General features: G+C 70.1%; 19 protein-coding genes. 11 read left to right on the forward strand and 8 right to left on the reverse strand.

Annotation, left to right across the window (positions count from 1 at the left end):
• The 8 genes from M8I34_RS34980 to M8I34_RS35015 form a co-directional block, all read left to right on the forward strand.
• On the forward strand, positions 1–1862 hold a 1862-nt coding region (locus tag M8I34_RS34980), incomplete at its 5' end, for an L-aspartate oxidase (RefSeq protein WP_250056694.1).
• A gap of 108 nt (positions 1863–1970) precedes the next feature.
• Positions 1971–3062, forward strand: a complete 1092-nt coding sequence (nadC, locus tag M8I34_RS34985; RefSeq protein WP_374211028.1) for a carboxylating nicotinate-nucleotide diphosphorylase — start codon at positions 1971–1973, stop codon at positions 3060–3062.
• Between the two features lie 5 nt (positions 3063–3067).
• Positions 3068–3865 (forward strand): type III pantothenate kinase, encoded by a 798-nt coding sequence (locus M8I34_RS34990; protein WP_030081646.1) that lies wholly within the window; start codon positions 3068–3070, stop codon positions 3863–3865.
• Between the two features lie 250 nt (positions 3866–4115).
• The gene (locus tag M8I34_RS34995) at positions 4116–4733 is read left to right on the forward strand and encodes a hypothetical protein (RefSeq protein WP_250056748.1); all 618 of its coding nucleotides are present in this window, start codon (positions 4116–4118) and stop codon (positions 4731–4733) included.
• A 60-nt stretch (positions 4734–4793) separates the two neighbouring features.
• Complete coding sequence (locus tag M8I34_RS35000; protein WP_030081642.1) at positions 4794–4973, forward strand: hypothetical protein; 180 nt, start codon at positions 4794–4796, stop codon at positions 4971–4973.
• A 173-nt stretch (positions 4974–5146) separates the two neighbouring features.
• Positions 5147–5626, forward strand: coding sequence for a BlaI/MecI/CopY family transcriptional regulator (locus tag M8I34_RS35005; RefSeq protein WP_250056750.1), 480 nt, complete (start codon positions 5147–5149; stop codon positions 5624–5626).
• Between the two features lie 9 nt (positions 5627–5635).
• Complete coding sequence (locus M8I34_RS35010) at positions 5636–6154, forward strand: amino-acid N-acetyltransferase (protein ID WP_030081638.1); 519 nt, start codon at positions 5636–5638, stop codon at positions 6152–6154.
• 156 nt (positions 6155–6310) lie between these two features.
• Complete coding sequence (locus tag M8I34_RS35015) at positions 6311–6649, forward strand: Lsr2 family protein (RefSeq protein WP_244419484.1); 339 nt, start codon at positions 6311–6313, stop codon at positions 6647–6649.
• Here M8I34_RS35015 and M8I34_RS35020 read toward each other — a convergent pair.
• Complete coding sequence (locus M8I34_RS35020; RefSeq protein WP_250056696.1) at positions 6580–7272, reverse strand: SCO3374 family protein; 693 nt, start codon at positions 7270–7272, stop codon at positions 6580–6582. The two genes, M8I34_RS35015 and M8I34_RS35020, sit on opposite strands and share 70 nt — an antisense overlap.
• Before the next feature lie 499 nt (positions 7273–7771).
• On the opposite strand from M8I34_RS35020, the gene M8I34_RS35025 reads away from it, so the two are divergent.
• Positions 7772–10297 (forward strand): ATP-dependent Clp protease ATP-binding subunit, encoded by a 2526-nt coding sequence (locus M8I34_RS35025; protein ID WP_030081634.1) that lies wholly within the window; start codon positions 7772–7774, stop codon positions 10295–10297.
• 148 nt (positions 10298–10445) lie between these two features.
• Here M8I34_RS35025 and M8I34_RS35030 read toward each other — a convergent pair whose 3' ends face one another.
• A complete protein-coding gene (locus tag M8I34_RS35030) occupies positions 10446–13184 on the reverse strand; it encodes an NACHT domain-containing NTPase (protein ID WP_250056698.1) in 2739 nt (912 codons plus the stop codon).
• Positions 13185–13251: 67 nt separating this feature from the next.
• A complete protein-coding gene (locus M8I34_RS35035) occupies positions 13252–16494 on the reverse strand; it encodes an NACHT domain-containing NTPase (RefSeq protein ID WP_250056700.1) in 3243 nt (1080 codons plus the stop codon).
• A gap of 707 nt (positions 16495–17201) precedes the next feature.
• Between M8I34_RS35035 and M8I34_RS35040 the strand changes: the two genes are divergently transcribed.
• Positions 17202–17873 carry a M23 family metallopeptidase gene (locus M8I34_RS35040; protein ID WP_250056703.1) on the forward strand — a complete coding sequence of 224 codons (672 nt, stop codon included), beginning with the start codon at positions 17202–17204 and terminating at the stop codon, positions 17871–17873.
• Here the strand turns inward: M8I34_RS35040 and M8I34_RS35045 are convergent.
• Complete coding sequence (locus M8I34_RS35045; RefSeq protein WP_250056705.1) at positions 17855–18466, reverse strand: TetR/AcrR family transcriptional regulator; 612 nt, start codon at positions 18464–18466, stop codon at positions 17855–17857. The genes M8I34_RS35040 and M8I34_RS35045 overlap by 19 nt on opposite strands.
• A gap of 140 nt (positions 18467–18606) precedes the next feature.
• Here M8I34_RS35045 and M8I34_RS35050 point away from each other — a divergent pair, with 140 nt between their 5' ends.
• Entirely contained in the window at positions 18607–20250 is a 1644-nt protein-coding gene (locus M8I34_RS35050) for an MDR family MFS transporter (protein WP_284051154.1), read from the forward strand.
• Positions 20251–20436: 186 nt separating this feature from the next.
• On the opposite strand, the gene cseC is transcribed toward M8I34_RS35050, so the two are convergent.
• From cseC to M8I34_RS35070, 4 genes are all read right to left on the reverse strand, one after another.
• The gene (cseC, locus tag M8I34_RS35055) at positions 20437–21741 is read right to left on the reverse strand and encodes a two-component system sensor histidine kinase CseC (RefSeq protein WP_250056706.1); all 1305 of its coding nucleotides are present in this window, start codon (positions 21739–21741) and stop codon (positions 20437–20439) included.
• Between the two features lie 8 nt (positions 21742–21749).
• Complete coding sequence (gene cseB, locus M8I34_RS35060) at positions 21750–22460, reverse strand: two-component system response regulator CseB (protein ID WP_030992451.1); 711 nt, start codon at positions 22458–22460, stop codon at positions 21750–21752.
• Positions 22461–22469: 9 nt separating this feature from the next.
• Positions 22470–23108 (reverse strand): hypothetical protein, encoded by a 639-nt coding sequence (locus M8I34_RS35065; protein ID WP_250056707.1) that lies wholly within the window; start codon positions 23106–23108, stop codon positions 22470–22472.
• 231 nt (positions 23109–23339) lie between these two features.
• On the reverse strand, positions 23340–23945 hold the full coding sequence (locus M8I34_RS35070) for a SigE family RNA polymerase sigma factor (protein WP_078889799.1): 606 nt from the start codon (positions 23943–23945) through the stop codon (positions 23340–23342).
• Positions 23946–24016 lie beyond the last annotated feature (71 nt).

Genomic DNA, 24016 nt, shown 5'->3' on the forward strand with positions numbered 1-24016 from the left:
GCCCCGGACCCGTCTCAAGCACCGGCATACGTCTGAACGCCCCGGCCCCGGGCTGGTCCATCGAGGCGGACGTCGTCGTCGTGGGCTCCGGGGTGGCCGGACTGACCGCCGCGCTGCGCTGCGCCGCGGCCGGCCGCCGCACCGTCGTCGTCACCAAGGCCCGCCTGGACGACGGCTCCACGCGCTGGGCGCAGGGCGGTATCGCGGCGGCTCTCGGCGACGGCGACACCCCCGAGCAGCATCTGGCCGACACCCTCGTGGCCGGCGCCGGACTGTGCGACGAGACGGCCGTACGGGCCCTGGTCACCGAAGGCCCGGCCGCCGTCCACCGGCTGATCAGCACCGGCGCCCGCTTCGACACCGCCCCGGGCAGCGACGAAATAGCGCTCACCCGTGAAGGCGGCCACCACCGCCGCCGTATCGCGCACGCAGGCGGCGACGCCACCGGGGCCGAGATCTCCCGCGCGCTCGTCGAGGCGGTCCGCGCGGCCGGGCTGCGCACCATCGAGAACGCCCTCGTCCTCGACCTGCTCACGGACGCCGACGGCCATACATCCGGCGTCACCCTGCACGTCATGGGGGAGGGCCAGCACGACGGCGTCGGGGCCGTACACGCCCCGGCCGTGGTGCTCGCCACCGGGGGCATGGGGCAGGTCTTCTCCGCGACCACCAACCCGGCGGTCTCCACCGGCGACGGGGTGGCCCTGGCACTCCGCGCCGGCGCGGAGGTCTCCGACCTGGAATTCGTCCAATTCCACCCCACCGTCCTGTATTTGGGCCCGGAAGCGGAGGGCCAGCAGCCGCTGATCTCCGAGGCCGTACGGGGCGAGGGCGCCCACCTCGTCGACGCCGACGGCACCCGCTTCATGGTCGGCCAGCATGAACTCGCCGAACTGGCGCCCCGTGACATCGTCGCCAAGGCGATCATGCGCCAGACCCACGAACAGGGCGTCGAGCACATGTATTTGGACGGCCGGCACTTCGGCGCCCAGATGTGGGAGACCCGTTTCCCGACCATCCTCGCCGCCTGCCGCAGCCACGGCATCGACCCGGTCACCGCGCCGATACCGGTCGCCCCCGCCGCGCACTACGCCTCCGGCGGCGTACGCACCGATCTGCGCGGGCGCACCACCGTCCCCGGCCTCTACGCCTGCGGCGAGGTCGCCTGCACCGGCGTCCACGGCGCCAACCGGCTCGCCTCCAACTCCCTCCTGGAAGGCCTGGTCTTCGCGGAGCGGATCGCGTCGGACATCGCCTCGGACATCGCGTCGGACATCGCCTCGGAAACCGCCGTGAGCGGCGCCGCGGCCCACCGCACCGGCCCGGCCCCGGCTTCCGAGCCGTCCACCCCGTCCGCCCCCCGCACCATCCTTCCGCTCCTCGCCCCCGAGGACCGGATCACCGTGCAGCGGATCATGACCGCCGGTGCCGGCGTGCTGCGCAGCGCCGAGAGCCTCGCCCGCGCCGCCGCCGAACTGGACCGCATCCACCGCGAGGCGGTCGGAAGGAACGGCACACCGGGCACCCGCGATCCCGCCGACGGGCCCCTCTCCGGGAGCACCGGGAGCACCACGAGCACCGGAAACGCCGCCGATGCCGCCGACGCCGCCCCCGCCGACCGCAAGGCCCCCGAGCCCGGTGTGGAAGCCTGGGAGGCGACCAACCTCCTGTGCGTCGCCCGGGTGCTGGTCGCCGCGGCGCAGCGCCGTGCGGAGACCCGCGGCTGCCATTGGCGCGAGGACCACCCGGACCGTGACGATGCCTCCTGGCGCCGGCACTTCCGCATCACCCTGGATGCGGACCGCGCGTTGACCCTCCATACGACGGCGACCGCCGATTTCCCGCCGACCACGGCCCCCTGACCACGGCCCCTGACCACAGCCCCACCCACCCCACCGGTCACGACCCTCGACCCACCGCCCGCCAAGACAGCCCACACCGCCTCTCTCCCCGAATACGGAGCCCAGCCCGTGAGCAGCACCCCCGACGACCTCCCCCTCCTCCAGATCGGCGGACCCACCGGCGGCGCCTCCGCCTGGGGGTCCCCCCAGACAGCGTCCGGGGGAGGCTGCGGCGACGCCTGCGGCTGCGGCGGCGACGAGGGCGCGTACGAGCTCGACCCGCTGACCTGCGGCCTCGACCCCGACCTGGCCGCGCTCCTGGTGGCCGCCGGGCTCGACCCCGTACAGGTCGAGGACATCGCCCACCTCGCCGTTGAAGAGGACCTCGACCAGGGTGTGGACGTCACGACCGTGGCGACCGTCCCCGAGGACGCGGTCGCCACCGGCGACTTCACGGCCCGTGAGGCCGGTACGGTCGCCGGGCTGCGGATCGCCGAGGCGGTGCTGTCCCTCGTGTGCACCGACGAGTTCGCGGTCGAGCGTCACGTCGAGGACGGCGACCGTGTCGAGGCCGGCACCACGCTGCTGAGCGTCACCACCCGCACCCGCGACCTGCTCACCGGCGAGCGCAGCGCACTGAACATCCTGTGCCGCCTGTCGGGCATCGCGACCGCGACCCGGGCCTGGGCGGATGTGCTCGAAGGGACGAAGGCCAAGGTCCGTGACACCCGTAAGACGACGCCGGGGCTGCGTGCCCTGGAGAAGTTCGCGGTGCGCTGCGGTGGCGGCGTCAACCACCGGATGTCGCTGTCGGACGCGGCCCTGATCAAGGACAACCACGTGGTCGCGGCGGGCGGCATCGCCGAGGCGTTCACGGCCGTACGGGCCGAGTTCCCCGGTGTGCCGATCGAGGTGGAGGTCGACCGGATCGACCAGATCCCGCCGATCCTCGCCGAGGGCGCCGATCTGATCCTGCTGGACAACTTCACCCCGGAGCAGACCCGGGAGGCGGTGGAACTGGTCGCCGGCCGCGCCATCCTGGAGTCGTCGGGCCGCCTCACTCTGGACAACGCCCGTGCCTACGCGGACACCGGTGTCGACTTCCTCGCGGTGGGCGCGCTCACGCACTCCTCCCCGATCCTCGACATCGGCCTCGACCTGCGCGAGGACGACGGGCAGGACCCCCAGGGCACGGACGACGCCGCGCGTGAGGACCGCTGACCGCCATGCTGCTGACCATCGACGTAGGCAACACCCACACGGTCCTCGGCCTCTTCGACGGCGAGGAGATCGTCGAGCACTGGCGGATCTCCACCGACGCCCGGCGCACCGCCGACGAGCTCGCCGTCCTCCTCCAGGGCCTGATGGGCATGCACCCGCTGCTCGGCGACGACCTGGGCGACGGCATCGAGGGCATCTCCATCTGCTCCACGGTGCCCTCCGTCCTGCACGAGCTGCGTGAGGTGACCCGCCGCTACTACGGCGATGTGCCCGCCGTCCTGGTGGAGCCGGGCGTCAAGACGGGCGTGCCGATCCTCATGGACAACCCGAAGGAGGTCGGCGCCGACCGGATCATCAACGCCCTGGCGGCCGTCGAGCTCTACGGCGGCCCCGCGGTGGTCGTCGACTTCGGTACGGCCACCACCTTCGACGCGGTCAGTGCGCGCGGCGAGTACGTCGGCGGCGTGATCGCACCGGGCATCGAGATCTCCGTGGACGCGCTGGGCGTCAAGGGCGCCCAGCTCCGCAAGATCGAACTGGCCCGGCCGCGCAGCGTCATCGGCAAGAACACCGTAGAGGCCATGCAGTCCGGCATCCTCTACGGCTTCACGGGCCAGGTCGACGGTGTGGTGCAGCGGATGGCGCGGGAGCTGGCCGAGGACCCGGACGAGGTGACCGTGATCGCCACCGGCGGGCTGGCGCCGATGGTGCTCGGCGAGTCGTCGGTGATCGACGCCCACGAGCCGTGGCTCACCCTCATCGGCCTGCGGCTGGTCTACGAGCGGAACATCGCCCGGTCGTAGAGAAGGACCCCGGCCGGTCGTGGGGAACACCGCCCCGGCCGGAGCGGGCCGAGCGTCCCGGAGCGGGCCGGAGTGCGCGGCGCCGCCCGGGGCAGGACGGAACACCGCCCTGCCCTCCGAGCCTTCCGCGCCGCGCCAGGGCACCGGTGGTGCGGCTCGCTGCCGCGCCACCGTTCACGAATTAAGCGGCTTTTGTCGGAAACGGTCGTAAAGTCGCCACATGCCAATGCCAAACGGAACCCGCGGCGGCATGGCGTTCAGCGCCGATGAGTTGCGTGTGCTCCGTCGCGCCCTCGCCCATGCCCTGCAAACGACGTCCCACCCCGCCCCGCTCGGCGTCCTCCGCCCCGAGTGGTCGCAGGACATCCAGGAATATCTCCGGCTGGCCGAGGCCGTGGACGAGGCGGTCCGCGAAGGCGGCCGGCTGCGCGCCTTCCTGCTCGCCGACCTCGCCCGATACCGCGAAGCCCTGCCCGGCTCGGCCACCGGCTACCTCGCGCAGCTGACCGAGGCGCTGGCGGCCGGCCATGTCCCCGGCCCCGACGATCTCGCCGCCCTGCGGTCCCTGGGCGAGCGGCCCGGCACAGCCGCCGAGCGCGAACGCCGCAGCGCCCTGCTGCGCCACTGCGAGCAGCTGGCCGAACAATCCGTACGAACCCGGCTCCGCGCGCTGCCAGGCGGCCGCTCAGCCGCCCGCAACGGGCGGGAACCGGAGCCCGCACAGGAGCCGAAACCGGAACGCAAACCGGAGCCCGCGCCGTCGCCGCGGCCGAAGACTCCGCAGCGGGACCGGCCGATCCCCACGCCGGGCGAGGTCTTCCCGCCCCGCCGCAAGCCCGCCCCGCCCCCCGAGAGCCGCACCGCCTGACCGCTGCGTACCCTGACTGCGTACTCTCGAAGGCTCAGCCCTATGAGGAGGCCACACGCCATGGATTACGTCGCAGCGCTGCTCCCGCCCGTAGTGATGGCCGTGGCCTTCACCGCTCTGATCGTGACGATCATCAAGAGCCAGGGCGGAGCGAACAAGGCCAAGGAGGACGCGGCCGTGGACGCCGCGCTGGCCCGCGCCGAATCCGCCGGCCAGGAGCCCGCGGCGCACCGCGTCTGAGCCGCCCGCCGCCCTTTCGGCGGCCCGCACGCACCGTACGGCCCGGGATTGAATCATCCCGGGCCGTACCTCCTTTTTCCGGCACAAACGCCACGAGATCAACGGGCATTCGCGACATCTCCCACTATTGTTCTTGTGTGCCGAGACGCTTGGGTGATCTGGAAGACGCGGTCATGACGCGGGTCTGGGAGTGGAACCGCCCGGTCACCGTTCGCGAAGTCCTGGAAGATCTTCAGAAGGAACGGTCGATCGCCTACACCACGGTCATGACCGTATTGGACAACCTCCATCAGAAGGGCTGGGTGCGCCGCGAAGCAGAAGGCCGCGCCTATCGATATGAGGCGGTCTCCACTCGCGCCGCCTACGCGGCCGCACTGATGAACGAAGCATGGTCCGCCAGCGACAACCCCGCGGCCGCTCTTGTGGCCTTCTTCGGCATGATGTCGCCGGAACAGCGGCACGCCCTGCGCGATGCCGTACGGATGGTGCAAGTCGATGAACCCGCGGAAGGCGCGGAACAACAGGCACCGGCGCCCGAAGAGGCCGCGCCCGCGGAAGTGGACGAAGCACAAGCGGCACCGGAAGGCGCCGGTGAAGCCGGATCGGCCGAAGGGGATGAACCCGGGGCGAGTGCCGCCGGCAACGGGCGATAGCGTCCCGGCATGCCTCCGCATTCAAAAGGGCTCACCGTCCGCCGTGCCAGGACCGCCGATGTGCCGGCCGTGCGCCGTCTCATCGACGCCTACTCACGCAACGGGATCCTGCTCGACAAAGCCACCGTCACGCTTTACGAGGACATCCAGGAGTTCTGGGTCGCCGAGCGGGACGAAGACGCCGAGGTCGTCGGCTGCGGAGCACTCCACGTCATGTGGGAAGACCTCGCCGAGGTCCGCACCCTGGCCGTGGATCCCCGGCTGAAGGGATCCGGCGTCGGCCACCAAGTCCTCGAGAAGCTGGTGCGCACTGCGAGCTGGCTCGGAGTACGGCGCATTTTCTGTCTCACCTTCGAAGTCGACTTCTTCACCAAGCACGGCTTCGTGGAGATCGGCGAAGCCCCGGTAGACGGTGATGTCTACAGTGAGCTGCTGCGTTCCTATGACGAGGGCGTTGCGGAGTTCCTGGGCCTCGAACGAGTGAAGCCCAACACCCTGGGTAACAGCCGGATGCTTCTGCACCTGTGATGAGTGTTCTATGTCCGAATCGCTCCCCTATCTCATGGCTACGGAAGCATGCGTTCCCCGGTCTGCGGGCAAGTGAACCCTACCCAAGGGTTTGTGTTTTTCCCGGAAAAGCGGTTTGCTTTCCGTCGTAATCCGCATTCGATGAAAGGGAAACCGGTGGCACAGAAGGTTCAGGTTCTTCTTGTCGACGACCTCAACGGTGGCGAGGCGGACGAGACGGTGACGTTCGCTCTCGACGGCAAGTCCTACGAGATCGACCTCTCCGACAGCAACGCGCAGAAGCTGCGCGACTCGCTTGCCGACTTCGTGAAGGCCGGCCGGCGTACCGGTGGCCGCGCTTCTTCGGGCCGCGGCAAGGCGCGTGCCGCTGCTTCTGGCGGCAGCCAGGACACCGCGAAGATCCGTGCCTGGGCGAAGGAGAACGGCTACAACGTCAATGACCGTGGCCGCGTCCCCGCCGACATTCGTGAGGCATTCGAGAAGGCCAACGGCTGATCGCCCCTCGCGCGGTCCGATTGGCTATTACGAGCACGCGACAACCGGGCACGGTGGCACTCCGTTGCTGCCGCGCTCACGAGCCGCACGAGGTCGGGGGCGCCTCCAACGTCCCCGAATCCTGCCCCGAACCCCGTGGTGGGCAGGGAATTCTCCGCCTCGTGCCCGGTCCGGGGAGGCCGCACCCACCCCGCGGCCTCCCGCGAGCCGAATCCGTATGACAGTGCTGTGCCGGCGGAGAACGCCGGCGCGGGCATCCGGTCTCCCGTCCCACGCGTCGTGAGATCCGCTGCGAGTGCGCCCCACTCCAGCCATTCCAGGATTCCCGGGAGTTCTTCGGCGCCGCCGGCCGCGATGAGCATGAGCAATTTCGGCCGATCACCCGCGTGTTTCCCGTCGCATCCGGCCCGAAGGAGCGCCACCGGGCCGGTGCGCGGCAGTCGCCGCAATACGGCGCTTCCCGCATCGGCCGGCATCTCCAGGACATCGAAGCGCAGCCCCGTCAGCAGCTCCACCGGCTCCGTTCCGGTGGTCGGCCAGCCCAGCTCCTCCTCGTACCAGCGGCGGACCGTGACGAGGGCGGGGGCGAGGGGACTGCGGGGGCGCGGAAGCACGCGGGCCATGCCCGGTGCAACTCCCGAAAACCCGGGAAGTTACGCTGGGTGGAGACATGGATACGCACCGTACCCACGCAAGAGGGCGTGCGGGGGTATCCGGTGGCGTGCGGATGTTCGCCCGTAGCGGATGGAAGGGCCCTGCGCCGCATGGAGTGTCAGTCCCTGCGGGTAAGACAGTCTCAGTGGGAAGAGACGGTGTGACCGGCGCCCGAGGCGCTTCTCCCCGGCTGACGGCCGGCGGCGGACGGCGTGTCGGTACAGGGCGCGTTCGCCACGGGCGTAGTGGCAGTGGGCGTATATGCCTGGCCTGCGGGAACATCGTCTCGCACCATCGAGTTGGAGCAGATGTCAGCTGTTCGGCAGTAAATTTCCCCGCCGGAGCGGGGGTGATCCGGACGGGTGTCGGCAGTTGGAATGAGCTGTCCCGCCCCGCGGGACTAGCATGCGGAAGGACAGGGAGGGGACCGACCCCTAACTGCCTGACCGCTCTGAGGAGCGATTAACGATGTTCGAGAGGTTCACCGACCGTGCGCGGCGGGTTGTCGTCCTGGCTCAGGAAGAAGCCCGGATGCTCAACCACAACTACATCGGCACCGAGCACATCCTCCTGGGCCTGATCCATGAGGGTGAGGGTGTCGCCGCTAAGGCCCTGGAGAGCCTCGGGATTTCGCTCGAGGCGGTCCGCCAGCAGGTGGAGGAGATCATCGGGCAGGGCCAGCAGGCTCCGTCCGGGCACATTCCCTTCACCCCCCGTGCCAAGAAGGTCCTGGAGCTCTCGCTCCGCGAGGCCCTCCAGCTCGGCCACAACTACATCGGTACGGAGCACATCCTGCTCGGCCTGATCCGCGAGGGCGAGGGCGTCGCCGCCCAGGTCCTGGTGAAGCTGGGCGCCGATCTGAACCGGGTGCGGCAGCAGGTCATCCAGCTGCTCTCCGGCTACCAGGGCAAGGAAGCCGCCACCGCCGGCGGCCCCGCCGAGGGCACGCCCTCGACGTCCCTCGTCCTGGACCAGTTCGGCCGCAACCTGACGCAGGCCGCTCGCGAGACCAAGCTCGACCCGGTCATCGGGCGCGAGAAGGAAATCGAGCGGGTCATGCAGGTGCTGTCCCGCCGTACCAAGAACAACCCGGTCCTCATCGGCGAGCCCGGCGTCGGCAAGACGGCGGTCGTCGAGGGCCTGGCGCAGGCCATCGTCAAGGGCGAGGTGCCCGAGACCCTCAAGGACAAGCACCTCTACACCCTCGACCTCGGTGCCCTGGTCGCCGGCTCCCGCTACCGCGGTGACTTCGAGGAGCGCCTGAAGAAGGTCCTCAAGGAGATCCGCACCCGCGGCGACATCATCCTGTTCATCGACGAGCTCCACACCCTGGTGGGTGCGGGCGCCGCCGAGGGCGCGATCGACGCCGCGAGCATCCTCAAGCCCATGCTGGCGCGAGGCGAGCTCCAGACCATCGGTGCCACCACGCTCGACGAGTACCGCAAGCACCTGGAGAAGGACGCGGCCCTCGAGCGCCGCTTCCAGCCGATCCAGGTCGCGGAGCCGTCGCTCCCGCACACCATCGAGATCCTCAAGGGCCTGCGGGACCGCTACGAAGCGCACCACCGCGTCTCCATCACGGACTCCGCGCTGGTCGCCGCGGCCACCCTCGCCGACCGCTACATCTCCGACCGCTTCCTGCCGGACAAGGCGATCGACCTGATCGACGAGGCCGGCTCCCGGATGCGGATCCGCCGCATGACCGCACCGCCGGACCTGCGCGAATTCGACGAGAAGATCGCCGATGTGCGCCGGGAGAAGGAGTCCGCGATCGACTCGCAGGACTTCGAGATGGCCGCGGGCCTGCGCGACAAGGAGAAGCAGCTCCTGGCCGCGAAGGCGAAGCGGGAGAAGGAGTGGAAGGCCGGCGACATGGACGTCGTCGCCGAGGTGGACGAGGAGCTGATCGCCGAGGTTCTGGCGACGGCCACCGGCATCCCGGTCTTCAAGCTCACCGAGGAGGAGTCCTCGCGGCTGCTGCGGATGGAAGACGAGCTGCACAAGCGCGTCATCGGCCAGAAGGACGCCATCAAGGCGCTCTCCCAGGCCATCCGCCGTACGCGTGCCGGCCTGAAGGACCCCAAGCGTCCCGGCGGCTCGTTCATCTTCGCCGGTCCGTCCGGTGTCGGTAAGACCGAGCTGTCCAAGACGCTGGCGGAGTTCCTGTTCGGCGACGAGGACGCGCTGATCTCCCTCGACATGTCGGAGTTCAGCGAGAAGCACACGGTCTCGCGGCTGTTCGGTTCGCCTCCCGGCTACGTCGGCTACGAAGAGGGCGGCCAGCTCACCGAGAAGGTGCGCCGCAAGCCGTTCTCCGTCGTGCTCTTCGACGAGGTCGAGAAGGCCCACCCGGACATCTTCAACTCGCTGCTCCAGATCCTGGAGGACGGTCGCCTGACCGACTCCCAGGGCCGGGTCGTGGACTTCAAGAACACGGTCATCATCATGACGACCAACCTCGGCACCCGGGACATCTCCAAGGGCTTCAACCTCGGCTTCGCGGCCCAGGGCGACACCAAGTCCAGCTACGAGCGGATGAAGAACAAGGTCAACGAAGAGCTCAAGCAGCACTTCCGCCCCGAGTTCCTCAACCGTGTCGACGACACGGTCGTCTTCCACCAGCTGACCGAGGAAGACATCATCCAGATCGTCGACCTCATGATCAACAAGGTGGACGAGCGGCTCAAGGACCGCGACATGGGCATCGAGCTCAGCAGCGAGGCCAAGTCGCTGCTGGCCAAGCGCGGGTACGACCCGGTGCTCGGCGCCCGTCCGCTGCGCCGCACGATCCAGCGCGAGATCGAGGACGCACTCTCGGAGAAGATCCTCTTCAGCGAGCTGCGTCCGGGCCACATCGTGGTCGTCGATGTCGAGGGTGAGGGTGAAACCGCCAAGTTCACCTTCCGCGGCGAGGAGAAGTCGGCACTGCCCGACGCCCCGCCGATCGAGTCCACGGCCGGCGGTTCGGGTCCGAACCTGAGCAAGGACGCCTGACCGGCACCGCGGATATCTCGCATACGGCACTGCCCCGGAATCGTTTCTCACGGTTCCGGGGCAGTTCTGTATGCGGCAGAGAAATACAGCGCCGTAATTGCTAGGTCATTTTCGGCCGTTTCTGGACAACGTTCCCGGCGCCCGTCCGCTACATCTGAACGACACCAATCCCTTCGGGAACACCCCGCACCGGCGGAATACGACGGCCGATGCGAAGCGTGTCCAGTTTCGGAAAGGCGGACAGCCACTCCATGGAAACGCCCAGATCGTAGGCGAGCCACAACCGGGTCAGGCCCTCGGCCGGAACAATGCCCTCGATGAGCTGGTCGGGCGTGAAAGGCCCGGCGATCCGCAGATGCGGGCGCCCGCCCAGCCGGCGCAGCGCATGCAGCTCCTCCAGGTCGGAGACCGGAAAGTACAGCTCGGCCGGTTCCAGGTGGGCGATGATCTCGCGGGCGTAGCGGGCGGTGTCATGGCGCCGCCAGGCCCCGGCGAGCTGCGCCCGTACCTCGTGATGGGCCCGGTCGCGCAGGCCCGTGAGGTAGTCGATCGCCATGTCGTCGGCGATCGAGGTGGCGGTGATCGCCAGGAGGTAGGCCTCGCGGTCGGAGACATGGGCGGGGTCCGGGAGCATCTCCAGCACGATCGGCCCTATCCAGCCCAGCGCGCGGGCCCCGGACGGTGTGCTGGGCCGCACCATGTCGCGGGTGAAGCGCTGCACCCGCGCCCGTACCGCCGGGTCCAGCTCGGTGGCGTGCTCCAGACAGGCCGCCGCGAGCAGCTTGCGGTGCCGGGCCTCGGCGGCGCGTGCGCCGGGGTGCGGGGCGAGCAGGCCGTCCAGGAGGGCCGCGCACTCATCGGGCCGGGCCAGGGCCACGGCCATCCGGATGACGTCCTCCCAGTTGTCGTGGTGGGCATGGTCGAGGAGCAGCTCGAAATCGTGCCGCTGCACCGTCGCCCGGGCGGCGAGATAGTCCTGGAAGGTGCGGTGCACGAAGTCGACGGTGCCGGGGGTGGGCTCGCGCAGCAGCCCGGTGCGGTTGAGCAGATGCCGGTAGACGTCCTCGGGGCCGCCCTGGCGGGCCGCGTCCGGGATCGCGGGCAGATGCCGGGCGAGGGTGTCGACCGCCGTCACCCGGTCCATCTCCGAGCGGCCGTTGACCAGCATCCAGTGGGCGAGCTTCTGGAGCAGCTGGATCTTGGGCTGCCGGGTCAGCTCGACGCCGTCGGTGGCCGCCATCGCCCGCTCCCGGTCCCGGCGCTCCAGCAGCATCGACAGCGCCGCGTCGTAGAGCTCCTTGCGGCCGTTGGGCAGATAGCCGCGGCGGTCGCGGTGCAGGGCGCACAGCAGCCCGCACATCAGCGGGTTGGTCGCCAGCCGCCCCAGATCGCGGGTGATCCGTACGGCATTGAGCAGGGTCCGCTCGTAATGGCCGAGCCGGTCGAGGTCGGCCGGGCTCTGCTGGGCCGCGGCACGGTGCCAGCGCTGGATGAACGCGGCGACGTCCTCGCGGCTCATCGGGGCCAGCGACACCTCGCAGAAGCCCTCGTCGGCGAGCCAGTTGCCGGGGACGGCGGACGGCCGGGACGTGACGATCCAGACGTTGCCCGGATAGCGCACGGTCCACTCGCCGAGCTTGCGGCGCACCTGCTCACGGTCGCTCTCGGGGGCCTCGTCGATCCCGTCGATCAGCAGCAGCGCGCGGCCCGCAGCCAGGACGCGCTCCGTCCAGCCGGCCGGTGCCTCCGCGGCCTCCCCGTAGCCGACGGCGCTCAGGAAGGTGGCGGGGGAGGGGAGGCCCTCGCGGGCGAAGCGGCGTACGGGCAGCAGGAACGGGACCCGGCCGCGCAGCCCCGCGAGCACCTCGGGCAGCTCGTCGCGGGCGGTGGCGACGGTCAGCCACTGGAGCAGCGTCGTCTTGCCCGACCCGGCCACCCCGCGGACCAGCACCTGCCCGCGGCCCGACAGCGCCTGCTCGGCGGGGAGCGGCGGGTCGTCCTGCCCGGCGGTGTCCGGCGCGGAAGCGGCGTCCTGCGGCGCGTCGGCGTCCGTGGGGCCGGGCTCGCACTGGAGTCCCAGGTAGGCGGCGTCGAGCGGCCAGCTGTCGGGGGAGTGCGCGAGATCGATACCGAAGATCGTGAGGTGGTTGTGGAGGGCGGCGGTGTCGTGGGCGTAGCGGGCCTCGAAGGCGGCGTCCCGGAGGGAGGGGTCGTGAACGGTGGTGTCGTGAACGGTGCTGTCGTGGGGGGAGGGGGCCTTTGGGGCGGTGTACGGGGCGGCGGTGTCCTCGCGGCCGGGGCTCACCGGGGCGGCGTACCGGGAGGCGGTGTCCTCGGCGGCCGGAAGCGGGAGCCGGAGCCCGGCCGCGCCCTGGCCGTCGACCAGTGTGGCGAGGGTCCGGGTCTGCTCGACGAGGGTGCGGGCCACGTACCCCGACCGCCGGGTGAAGAAGTACAGGATGTGCAGCGCGACGGCATCCAGCAGCAGGCTGTGCAGCCGGGCGCCGTCGGCGGTCAGCTGCCGGGTGACACCGGGCACCGTCTCGCACAGCCGACGGGCGAATTCGGCGGGCAGGAGCCGGGCGGCGTCGAGATCGTCCATCTCGATGTCGGCGAGGGCACGGAGGGTACGGGCCAGGGCGGTCGTGACGGCCCGGCCCTCGTTGCCGCACGTCCCGTCCAGCGCCTGCTCGACGAGGACCGCGGCGAGACCGTGCAGCTCCCGCTCCGTCAGGTCCGGCTTCTCACCGGTGAAGGAGAGCAGCGCGGAGATGCGTACGGGCCGGTCGACCGGCCCGGCGACCGGCCCCTCGGTGACGAAGAGCTTGCGGACCAGCGGATCGAGGGTGTGGGGGGTGAGGCGGGCGACGATGTTCGTGGGATCCATGGGTTCCCCGTAACTGCGGTACTGGGTAGGGGGGTTGAGGGGGTTGAGGACTTCTCTGGTGGCCAGCTTAGGTGCGGGGGCGGGGGTAGATGGTGAGCTTGGTGTGGGGAGGGAGGGTGGGGGCGGGCTCAGGGCGGAGGTAGGAGAGGTAGACCTCCTGGAGGGCCGGTGGGGCTACCAGGGGGGAGAGGTCGATGGGTGCGTCGAGCACGCCGTAAAGCTGGAGTTTCTGAAGACCGGGGAAGGCTGGGAGCGCGGCTCCCAGCAGGTGGCTCATGTCCGATGCGGGGCGGCGCGCCGGGTTGAGAATGCTGAGGGTCTTCACTTGGGGCAGTTGAAGACCGGGCGGAATCCGCAGGACGGACTGTTCCTCCGACAGCCCGAAGGCAAAGTGCTTCAGCTCGGGGAGGCGGGTGAGCGCACGCCATTGGTCCTCAGCGAAATCGTCTGTGATGCGGTGCAATTGGATGTGCCGTAGGTGGGGCCAGGATGCCACCCGGGCGAAGCTGGAGCCGACGGGCTGCCCGAGCGTCAGGCTGTTCAGCGGAGCTCCTGCCGGCAGGGTCGCCATTCCGTCGGACGGGAGGCCGGTGAGGACTGCCAAGGTACGCAGGTCACACAGGCTGTCGAGTCCGCGTGTGGGAACGACGCTGCCGTCCGGCCCGGAGAGGATCAGTGCGCGGATCGGCATGCCCTCCAGTGGAGCGAGGCTCTCGGCCGAGGGGCAGCCCTGGAGAATGAGCGACTCGAGCGCCGGGAATTCCCGGAGGAACTCCAGAGACCTGATCTCCGTGTTGTCGGCGAGCGAGAGATGTGTGATCTGGTGGGTGTGCAATCCGCCGAGAAGCTCACGGTCGGTGAAAGGGCCGCGTACCTCGATGCGCGGCCGACCGCCCAGGGCTTTCAGGGCACTCAGCTCAGCGACGCTGCTGACGGTGACAGATACCTCGGCGTCGAGTTGCCGGATGACCTCCTGCGCGTAGCGGTCGGTATCGAAAGAGTGCCAGCTATAGGCGAGTTGATAGTTGGCGCCGACCGAGGTGTGGCTCCGGAAGCGCTTCATCACCTCCAGCGCCGCGTCCGACCCGATCAGCGCGGCCGTCGCCACCACCTCCTGCGCCTCGTCGTCCTCCAGCCCCTCCGGGCCGGGCAGCAGTTCCAGGACGAAGGGGCCCACCTCGGCGAGCAGCTTGGACTCCTCGCGGGTGCGCGGCGGCAGGATCGCCCCCGCACGCTCATGCACCTCGTCCCGCACCCGCGGATCGAGCTCCGTCGCATGCTCCAGGCACGCCATGGCCAGCAGGTGGACGCGCAAACGGGCCCGGCGGTCCTCGATGCCGTCGCCGCGGGCGATCAGCCCCCGTAAGATCTCCGCGCGTTCGCGCGGTCGCGCATGTGCGACCGCCATCCGGATCACGTCCTCCCACTGGGAGTCCTCCGCGTGGGACACCAGCAGCCCGAAATCCCCGTCCTCCACGGCCGCCTTGGCGCCGAGGTAGTCCTGGAACGTCCGGTGGACGAAGTCGACCGAACCGGGGGCCGGTTCGCGGAGCAGCCCGCTGCGCAGCAGCAGATGGCGGAAAACAGCCGTCGCGGTGCCTTGTTCCGCGGCGGCGGGCACGGACGGCAGGGCCTCGCCGAGGATGCGCTCCGCCCGCTCGCGGTCGAGTTCCGTACGGCCGTTGCGGATGAGCCAGTAGGCGAGCCGCTGGAGGAGCTGGATCTGCGGCTCGTCGCTCAGCTCGATGCCCGTGGGGGCTGCCATGTCGCGTTCGCGGTCGCGGCGGGAGAGCAGCATGCCCAGGGCGGCGTCGTAGAGCTCCTTGCGGCCGGTGGGCAGATAGCCGCGGCGGTCCCGGTGCAGTGCGCAGATCAGGCCGCACATGAGGGGGTTGGTGGCGAGCCGGGCGAGGTCCTGTTTGGTGTGTACGGCGGCCAGCAGGGACTGCTCGTAGGCGTCGAGCCTGCCGGGGTCCTCGGCGTCGCAGCGGGCGGCGCCGTGCCAGCGGCCGATGAACGCGGCGACCTCGGTGCGGCTCATGGCGGAGAGCGTCAGCTCGCCGAAGCCGTCGGCGGCGAGCCAGTCGTCACGTACGGCGGAGGGGCGGGAGGTCACCATCCACAGGTTGTCCGGGAAGGCGTCGATCAGATCGCGCAGCCAGCGGCGGGTGAGCTCGCGCTCGCGCTCGGGGATCTCGTCCAGGCCGTCGACCAGGAGGAGCGCCCGTCCGGATGCCAGTACGCGGTCGGCCCAGCCGCCGGGCTGCGCGCCGGATACGGGGCAGCCGACGGCCGCGAGGAAGCGGTCGGGGGTGGGCAGCGGGGCGCCGTCCCGGGTGAGGGTGCGCAGCGGGAGGACGAAGGGGATCCGGCCGTAGAGGTGGGTCAGGGCCGTCTCTCCGGGGGCCTTGGTGCAGGAGACGGCGAGCCACTGGACGAGGGTGCTCTTGCCGGAGCCGGCGACACCGCGCAGCAGCACCCGGTCGCGGCCGGCCAGGGCCTGGTCGGCGGGGACGGGAGCGGGGGTGGGCGGTTCGGACCGGGGGGCGCCCTCCGCGGTGAAGGGGCTGATGCCGGGCAGCTCACAGCCGGCCGGGGCCGTCGCCTCCAGGCTCATATAGGCCGCATCCAGCGGCCACCGGTCCGGGGAGTGGGCGAGGTCGATGCCGTAGATGGTCAGCCGGCCGTGCTTGCGGGCGAGGTAGGCGAGGTAGCTGCGCTCGAAGGCGGCGTCGGCGGCCCGTGGGGACGGATGCCGCTCGATGAAGGCGTCGATGACGCCGATGAGGCTGTCCAGGGTGCGGCTCTGCTGGACGAGGGTGCGGGCCACGAAGGCCGAGCGCCGGGTGAAGAAGTGGACGATGTGCAGGCAGGCGGTGCCGAGCAGGGCGTCGTGCAGCAGCTCGGCGTCCCGGGAGAGGCCGCGGGTGGCGGGTGGGCGGGCCGCTTGCAGACGGGCGGCGAGGGCGGCGGCGCCCAGGTGGACGGCCTGGACGTCGTCCATGTCGAGCTCGCCGAGACCCCGCAGTGTGGCGCCCAGGGCGTCGGCCACGGCCGGCTCCTCGTCCGCGGGGAGCGGGCGCTCGCCGGGGCCGCAGGCCCGTACGGCCCGGTCCACCAGCTCCGTCGCGAGCTTGTGCAGGTCCTTGTCGGAGAGGGTCCGCTTCTCGCCCTTGAAGGTGACCAGGCCGGATAGCCGTACCGGCGCCGCTACCAGGCCGGCGCCCGGCCCCTCCTTGACGAAGAGCTTCCTGACCAGCGGTGCGACCACGCCGGAGGCGAGCCGGACACCCACTGCTGACGGGTCCATGGTGCGGTCCGCCCTCCCCCGTGGCCGGTGCTGTCGTCCGGCCAGGCTAGGGCGGCCGCGCGGGCGCCGGGCGGGGATCGGCCAGGTTCACGCGGAGGGTGGACGGCGCGGGGAGGGTGTGGTCCAGGCCACGGATATCGACCCCCCCATTCCCGGCGAATACGGACATTTGGCGGCCCTGAGTTACCGGGGTCACAAAGGACGGGTTACCGGCGTCACAAAGGCCGGGTAACCCGGGTCACAAATACCCGAGTAACCCCCGTCACAGCACTTCTGGGCCCCGAATCGGGCGTCCGAATGGCCGCCGAAAGGGATTGGATCTTGTTTATCGGTGACATGGCGCACAGCCGATTTGGGGCCTACTAAAGAATTTAGGGGTAGTGGGCTGCGGGGTCGCCCGGGATTTCGGGGGTGAGGGCGGGGGGCTCGGGGGGCGGAGGTTCGGGGGGATCGGGCTCCCAAGCGACATCTGAAGAAAGCGCCTGTTCAAGGGGTGCGTGGCGGATCCGCCAGGTGTTCTAGATGTCCGGATTTGGGGGTTTCGCGCAAGTCTCCGGAGAGGGCGCAAGGGCCCAGTTCACTCGGCTCCACGTACGGGCCGGGTTAGTAGAAAGGCGCCTTGGCGGGGCGGCGAATGCGGGTTACCAAGGAATGGCAATCCCGGACCGCAGCCGGGAAAACCAATCAAAGCTCTGGAGGAAACCCGCATGTCGAAGTTCGCCGCTCTCCGCAATTCGAAGAAGACCGCTCTGCGCAATCGCGTCGCCATAGTGGCCGCCGGTGTCGGCGTTACCGCCGCGCTCGGCGCCGGTGTCGCCACCGCCGCCGACGGTGGTCTGCCGAACCTCACCTCGGGTGTCGGTTCGACCGTCACCGCGCAGGCCGACGCACAGGCCAAGTCCGTCGCCGACGCCAAGGCCGCCGCGGCCAAGGCCAAGAAGGACGCGGCCAAGAAGGCCAACGCCTGGGTGACGCCGGTCGACAAGTACACCCTGGGCTCGACCTTCGGTCTGGCCGGCAACATGTGGTCGCACAGCCACAGTGGCCAGGACTTCGTCGTGCCCAGCGGCACCCACGTCAAGGCCGCGCACTCCGGCACCGTCGTCAAGGCCGGCCCCAACGGTGGCGGCGACGGCCCGGCCTACGGCAACGCCATCGTGATCAAGCACGCCCCCGGCGTGTACACCCAGTACGCGCACCTGTCATCGATCCAGGTCCAGGTCGGCCAGCAGGTCGGCACCGACCAGCAGATCGGCCTGTCCGGCAGCACCGGCAACTCCTCCGGTCCCCACCTGCACTTCGAGGTCCGCACCGGCCCCAACTACGGGTCGGGCATCGAGCCGACCGGATTCCTGCGGGCTCACGGCGACGCCGTCTGAGCTGAGTCCGGCCGGGCTGGCCGGCGGTGCGGCGGGTTTGCCGCCGTGACCAGTTCCGTGGCGACCTCGAGGATGGCCTTGCGCTTCTCCTCGGGGTCGCCCTCCACGTTCTGCATCGCGAACATGCCCGCATGCATGGAGAACAGCGCCGTGATGCAGCGCACCTGATCCGTCAGCTCCGATTCGGGCTCCTTGAGCAGGCCGAAGAGCGTCAGCATGCGTGACTTGAAGGTCTCGCCGATGCTCAGATCGCGCACCGCCGCCTGGTTCTCCTGCATGAAGCGGAAGAGGGGCTCGGCCGAGCGCAGCGACTCGCTGTAGCGGCGGATCAGCTCCTGCTTGGTCTCCAGGGTGCGCGGCTGCTCCTCGGCCCAGGCGATCAGCTCGTCGATGGGCCTGGCCAGGTCCTGGAACAGGCTGATGACGATGTCTTCCTTGGTCTTGAAGTGGTAGTAGAGGGCCGCCTTGGTGACCTCGAGCTGCTCGGCGATCTCGCGCAGCGAGGTCTTGTCATAGCCCTGCTCGGAGAACAGCTCCAGCGCTACGTCCTGGATGCGCTGCCGGGTGTTTCCCCTGCGCGCCTGTGCGCTCATGGCGTTCTCCTGCGTTGTCGGTACTGGTCAGAGAGCTGCCCAGCCGGGCACCAGAGAAACTTACTTGACGCCCGGCTAGTTGGCGCCTACCTTCATCACTGTACTGAACTAGCCGGGCGGCAAGTAAGTGGGAGTGAGCAATGGGGAAGTCGCAACACGCGACCCCGACGGGGGACGGACGGATACCGGCGACGAAGGGGAAACCGGGCGCGGCACAGGACCCGGGCTCGGCCAAGCAGCCGCCCGGTGTACGGGTGGTGCTCTTCGCGCTGATGATCGCGATGCTCCTCGCGATGCTGGACAACATGATCGTCGGTACCGCGATGCCGACGATCGTCGGTGAACTGGGCGGGATGGACCATCTGTCCTGGGTCGTCACGGCCTACACCCTCGCCACCGCAGCCTCGACGCCGATCTGGGGCAAGCTCGGCGACATGTACGGACGCAAGGGCGTCTTCCTGTCGTCCATCGTGCTCTTCCTGATCGGCTCCGCGCTGTCCGGCATGGCACAGGACATGGGACAGCTGATCGGCTTCCGCGCCGTACAGGGCCTCGGCGCGGGCGGTCTGATGGTCGGCGTCATGGCGATCATCGGCGATCTGATTCCGCCGCGGGAGCGCGGCAAGTATCAGGGCATGATGGCCGGTGTCATGGCCGTCGCCATGATCGGCGGACCGCTGGTCGGCGGCAGCATCACCGACCACCTCGGCTGGCGCTGGAGCTTCTACATCAACCTGCCGCTCGGCGCGATCGCGCTGGTCATGGTGACCGCAGTGCTCCACCTGCCGAAGAAGCGGTCGCAGACCCGGATCGACTACGTCGGCGCCGCGCTGCTCACCCTCGGCATCACCTCGCTGGTACTGATCACCACCTGGGGCGGCACCGAGTACGACTGGCTGTCCGGCCAGATCATCGGCCTCGGAATACTCGGCGTGGTCGCGCTCGTCCTCTTCGTGCTCGTGGAGCGCAAGGTCAGCGAGCCGGTGCTGCCGCTGCACATCTTCCGCAACGGCAACTTCTCGCTGGTCACGCTCATCGGCTTCCTGGTCGGCTTCGTGATGTTCGGGTCGATGACGTTCCTGCCGCTGTTCCAGCAGACCGTGCAGGGCGCCTCGGCCACCAACTCCGGCCTGCTGCTCCTGCCGATGCTGCTCGCGATGATGGCCGTGTCGCTGTTCGCCGGCCGGGTCACCACCCAGTCCGGCAAGTACAAGATCTTCGTCGTGGTCGGCGGCGGGCTGATCACCGCGGGCCTGGCGCTGCTGTCCCTGATGGACACCGACACCACACGCTTCACCTCGGGCGTCTACATGGCGGTGCTCGGCGCCGGTATGGGCTTCCTGATGCAGACCACGATGCTGATCGCGCAGAACAGCGTCGAGATGAAGGACATGGGCGTCGGCTCGTCCTCGGCCACCCTCTTCCGTACGATCGGCGGCTCCTTCGGCGTCGCGATCTTCGGTGCGATCTTCACCCACCAGGTGCAGTCCACGATGGCCGAGCGGATCGGCAAGGCCGGCGAGAAGATGACCAGCGGCGGGGCCCAGATGGACCCGAAGGGCCTGGCCAAGCTCCCGCCGATGATCAAGGATGCCTACGCGCACGCGGTCGCCACCGGCACCCACCACGTCTTCCTGTGGGGCGCCGCGATCAGCATCGTCGGCTTCGCCGCGGCCTGGTTCCTCAAGGAGGTGCCGCTGCGCGGCGGCCCGGCCAAGCCCGCCGAGAGCCCGGAGGCCGGAGACGCCCCGGCGGACCGGGTGGCGGTGCCGGAGGCCGTCTGACCGGCCCTCCGACCGGCCGTCTGACCGGCCCTCAGCTATCGGTCCCGTAGCGGCCCCCGGCTTCCCGCCGGGGGCCGCTCGCCGTGTACGGGGGACTGCTGTGTACGGGAGGACTGCTGTGTACGGGGCGACCCGGTCACCCGGCTACCCGCCCGGTCACCCGGGCCGGCCACCCGGGCCACCGGCTCAGCGGTCCGGAAGATGGAGAACCGGGAAGCTGCCCGTATTGGTCGGCGCGTTCTCCGGCAGCCAGAGGACCGAGACGGCCCCGGTCGAGCCGTCGGTGAGTTCATCCGCGTTGCGGAAGGTGAGGCGGGCACCCAGTACGCGGGCCTGGCCCGCCGCGATGGTCAGCCCCAGCCCGTGGCCACGGCCCGCCCGGTCGCTGCTGCCCGTACGGAAGCGGCTGGGGCCCTCGCGCAGCAGCGCCTCGGGGAAACCCGTGCCGTGGTCGCGGACCCGCAGGACCCGCCCCTCGACGGTGACCTCGATCGGCGGCTTGCCGTGCCGGGCGGCGTTGGCGATCAGATTGCCGAGGATCCGCTCCAGCCGGCGCGGGTCCGTGGTGACCTCGGCGTCCCGTACGACATCGATGGCGATGCCCGGGTCGAGGGCGCGCACCCGCCGGGTGACGAACTCGCCGAGCGCGACGTCCTGAAGCTCGGCGCGCTCCGCATGGCCGTCGAGCCGGGCCACTTCCAACACGTCCTCGACGAGGGTGCGCAGCGCCTGCGCACGGTCGCGTACGAGCTCCGAGGGGCGGCCGGGCGGCAGCAGTTCGGCGGCGGTCAGCAGACCGGTCACCGGGGTGCGCAGCTCGTGGGCGATATCGGCGGTGACCCGCCGCTCCGCCTCGATGCGCTCCTGGAGGGCGTCCGACATGGCGTCCACGGCAAAGGCCAGATCGTCGGTCTCGTCGCGTACCCGCCCGCTGCCGACCTCGTCGCGGATCCGCACCGCGGTGTCGCCGTCGGCCAGCTTGCCGGCGGCCGCGGCCGCCTTGCGCAGCCGCTTGGACAGCCGCCCGCCGACCAGCACCCCCAGCGCGCAGCCGCCGACCACCACCGCGGTCGAGCCGATGACCAGCGCCTGGTCGAGATCGTCGAGGACGGCGAAGCGGTCGGGGAAACGGTCGTGGACGGACAGCACCCGGCCGTTGCTGAGCGGCGAGGCCGCCCACACGTCGGGCGCGGTCTGCCCGGTGTCCTGGAGGTAGGTGGCGCGCTTGTTCTTGGCCACCTCGTCACGCAGCGCCTCCGGCAGCGCCGGGTCGTCGATCTTCGCGCCGAACTGGAGCCGGTTGGTGGAAACGAAGATCTTCTGCGTGAAGGTGAGCCGCTCGATCTGCACATCCCGGCTGTTGTCGAGCATGGAGTGCCGGGCGGCGTTGTGCACGACAAGGCTCAGCGCGATCGCGACCAGCGCTCCGACGAGTGCGATCGCGGCACTGAGCTTCCATCTCAGCCCCGTCCGCAGGGCCAGCCTGACCACCAGAGGTGTCAGCCTCTCAACTTGTATCCGAAGCCGCGGACCGTCTCGATCCGGTCCTGGCCGATCTTGCCGCGCAACCGCTGGACATGGACGTCCACCACCCGGGTGTCACCACCCCAGCCGTAGTCCCAGACCCGCTCCAGCAGCCGGTCGCGCGAGAGGACCGTACCCGGCGCGTTGGAGAACTCCAGCAGCAACCGCATCTCGGTAGGCGTCAGCGCGACGTTCTCGCCGCCCTTGCGCACCTCCATGCCCTCGGTGTCGACCTCCAGATCGCCGAAGCGCAGCACCGCCTCGGCGGCATCGGCCGGATCCGCCGCGGCGGCACCGGCCCGGTCCGGGCCACTGGCGTGGCCGAAGCGGCGCAGCACGGCGCGGATCCGGGCGACCAGCACCGCGCCGTCGAACGGCTTGGTGACATAGTCGTCCGCGCCGGCCTCCAGGCCGAGCACCACATCGATCGAGTCGGCACGCGCCGACAGCATGATCACGGGAACCGTCGACTCGTCACGGATCCGCCGGCACAGGCTGACACCGTCGAGTCCCGGCACCATCACATCGAGCAGCGCGATGTCGGGGCGGTCGGCACGGAACGCCTCCAGGCCCGCGAGCCCGTCGGGCATCGCGGTGACCGTGAATCCGTCACGTTCCAGGGCGAGCTGGGTGGCCTCGCGGATGACGTCGTCGTCCTCGACGAAGAGCACATGGGTCTCGGCCATGCGGTTGTCTCAACCCTCCGTTCCCGTGCCGTCGTCCGGCGGGCTGCCGTCGGCGGTGGTCTTGCTGTAGTCGGTGTGATACGGGCGGCCGTGCTCCTTGAAGCGGCCGTCCGCCCAGCGGTAGCTCATCACGTCCTCGCCGGAGGGGCAGCACACCTTGTCGCCCGTGGCATAGGTCTGCTTGGAGACCTCCAGGTCACCCTTGTTGACCCCGGCGTAGACCGACGGCTGTTCGTTGACGTACACGGTGTCATACCCGTCCGGGGCGCCCTCGTGCCTGCGGAAGACATACGCGCCGATGCCGACGGAGTCCGCGCAGGTCATGACGTTCACGATGACATCGGGGGCCTTGGCGCCGGTCAGCGACGCATACGTCACCTCGACCGGGTACTCGTCCGCGGCGCACGGCTTGGCCAGCGACCTCTTCACATCCGGGCCGACCTTCGGCGCGTCCTTGAGCAGCTTGACGGCATCGACCTTCTTGTAGCGGGCGGTCGCGGCCGGGCTGGGGGTGTGCACCGCGCCCTTGGGCGCGGGGGTGGTGCCGGCCGTCCCCTCGCTGCGCACGCCCTCGCCCCCCGGATTGCACCCGGCCAGCAAAAGGCCGACGGCGGCCACACCTGCCGTGGCCGCGCCGCCTTTGGTCAACCCGCTCCTGGTCAACCTGTTCCTGGTCAATCCGCTCCTGCTCACCGTGCTGCTCGCACAGCCGCCGAACCCGCTGCTGTTCCTGAGGTGATTGTCGCGCGTCGAGCTGTGAGCCGTAAGGCGCCTGGCGTTGTGTCCGTTTTCATCGGCAAAGACGCGTTTCGTGTGATGCGTGGTGGGGTGTCGGTTGTGGTGCTGCCTGGCGTGCTGCCGCGCGCCGTGCGCCGCGGGTCAGGCCGCGCACCGCTCCCGGCCCTGCTCGCCACGCTCCAGCATCCGCGCATCGATGTCCCGCATCTGAAGCTCCTGCCGCAGCCGGGCCAGCGCACGGTGCAGCGTGCTCTTGACCGTTCCCGTGGACATGCCCAGCGCCGCCGCGGTCTCCTCCGTGCTCATCTGCTCCCAGTGTCGCAGCACCACGACGCTGCGCTGCTTGGGAGCCAGCACCCCGAGGATGTCCATCAGCAGGGCGCGGTCGGCACGCTGCTCGGTGCCGTCGTCCACGCTCGCGTCCGGGAGCTGCTCGGTGGGCACCTCTTCGAGCTTGCGCGCCCGCCACCACTCCGTCCGCGTGTTGATCATGACGCGGCGGAGGTAGGCGTCGGCCAGCGACTTGTCCGCGATGCCGTCCCAGCGCCCGTAGGTGCGCACCAGCGCCGTCTGGAGCAGATCCTGCGCGTCGACCGGATCGGGCACCAGGCGCCGGGCGCTCCGCAGCAGGGCCTCCTGCCGCGTACGAACGTACTCTTCGAAGTCCAGTACCTTGCCGCCGCTGGTCGCCATTCCGACGCCTCCGATCCGCTTACGTTTCCCCACGTTGACCGTGCTGGCGGTCATCTCCAGCACGAGGAAGACGCTACGGAGGGGGTGTTGCGGCGTAATGTGCGTCGGCCCCACAGCGAGTGCAC

It is taken from the genome of Streptomyces sp. MCA2 (genome assembly GCF_023544705.1).
Taxonomy (GTDB): Bacteria; Actinomycetota; Actinomycetes; order Streptomycetales; family Streptomycetaceae; genus Streptomyces; species Streptomyces decoyicus.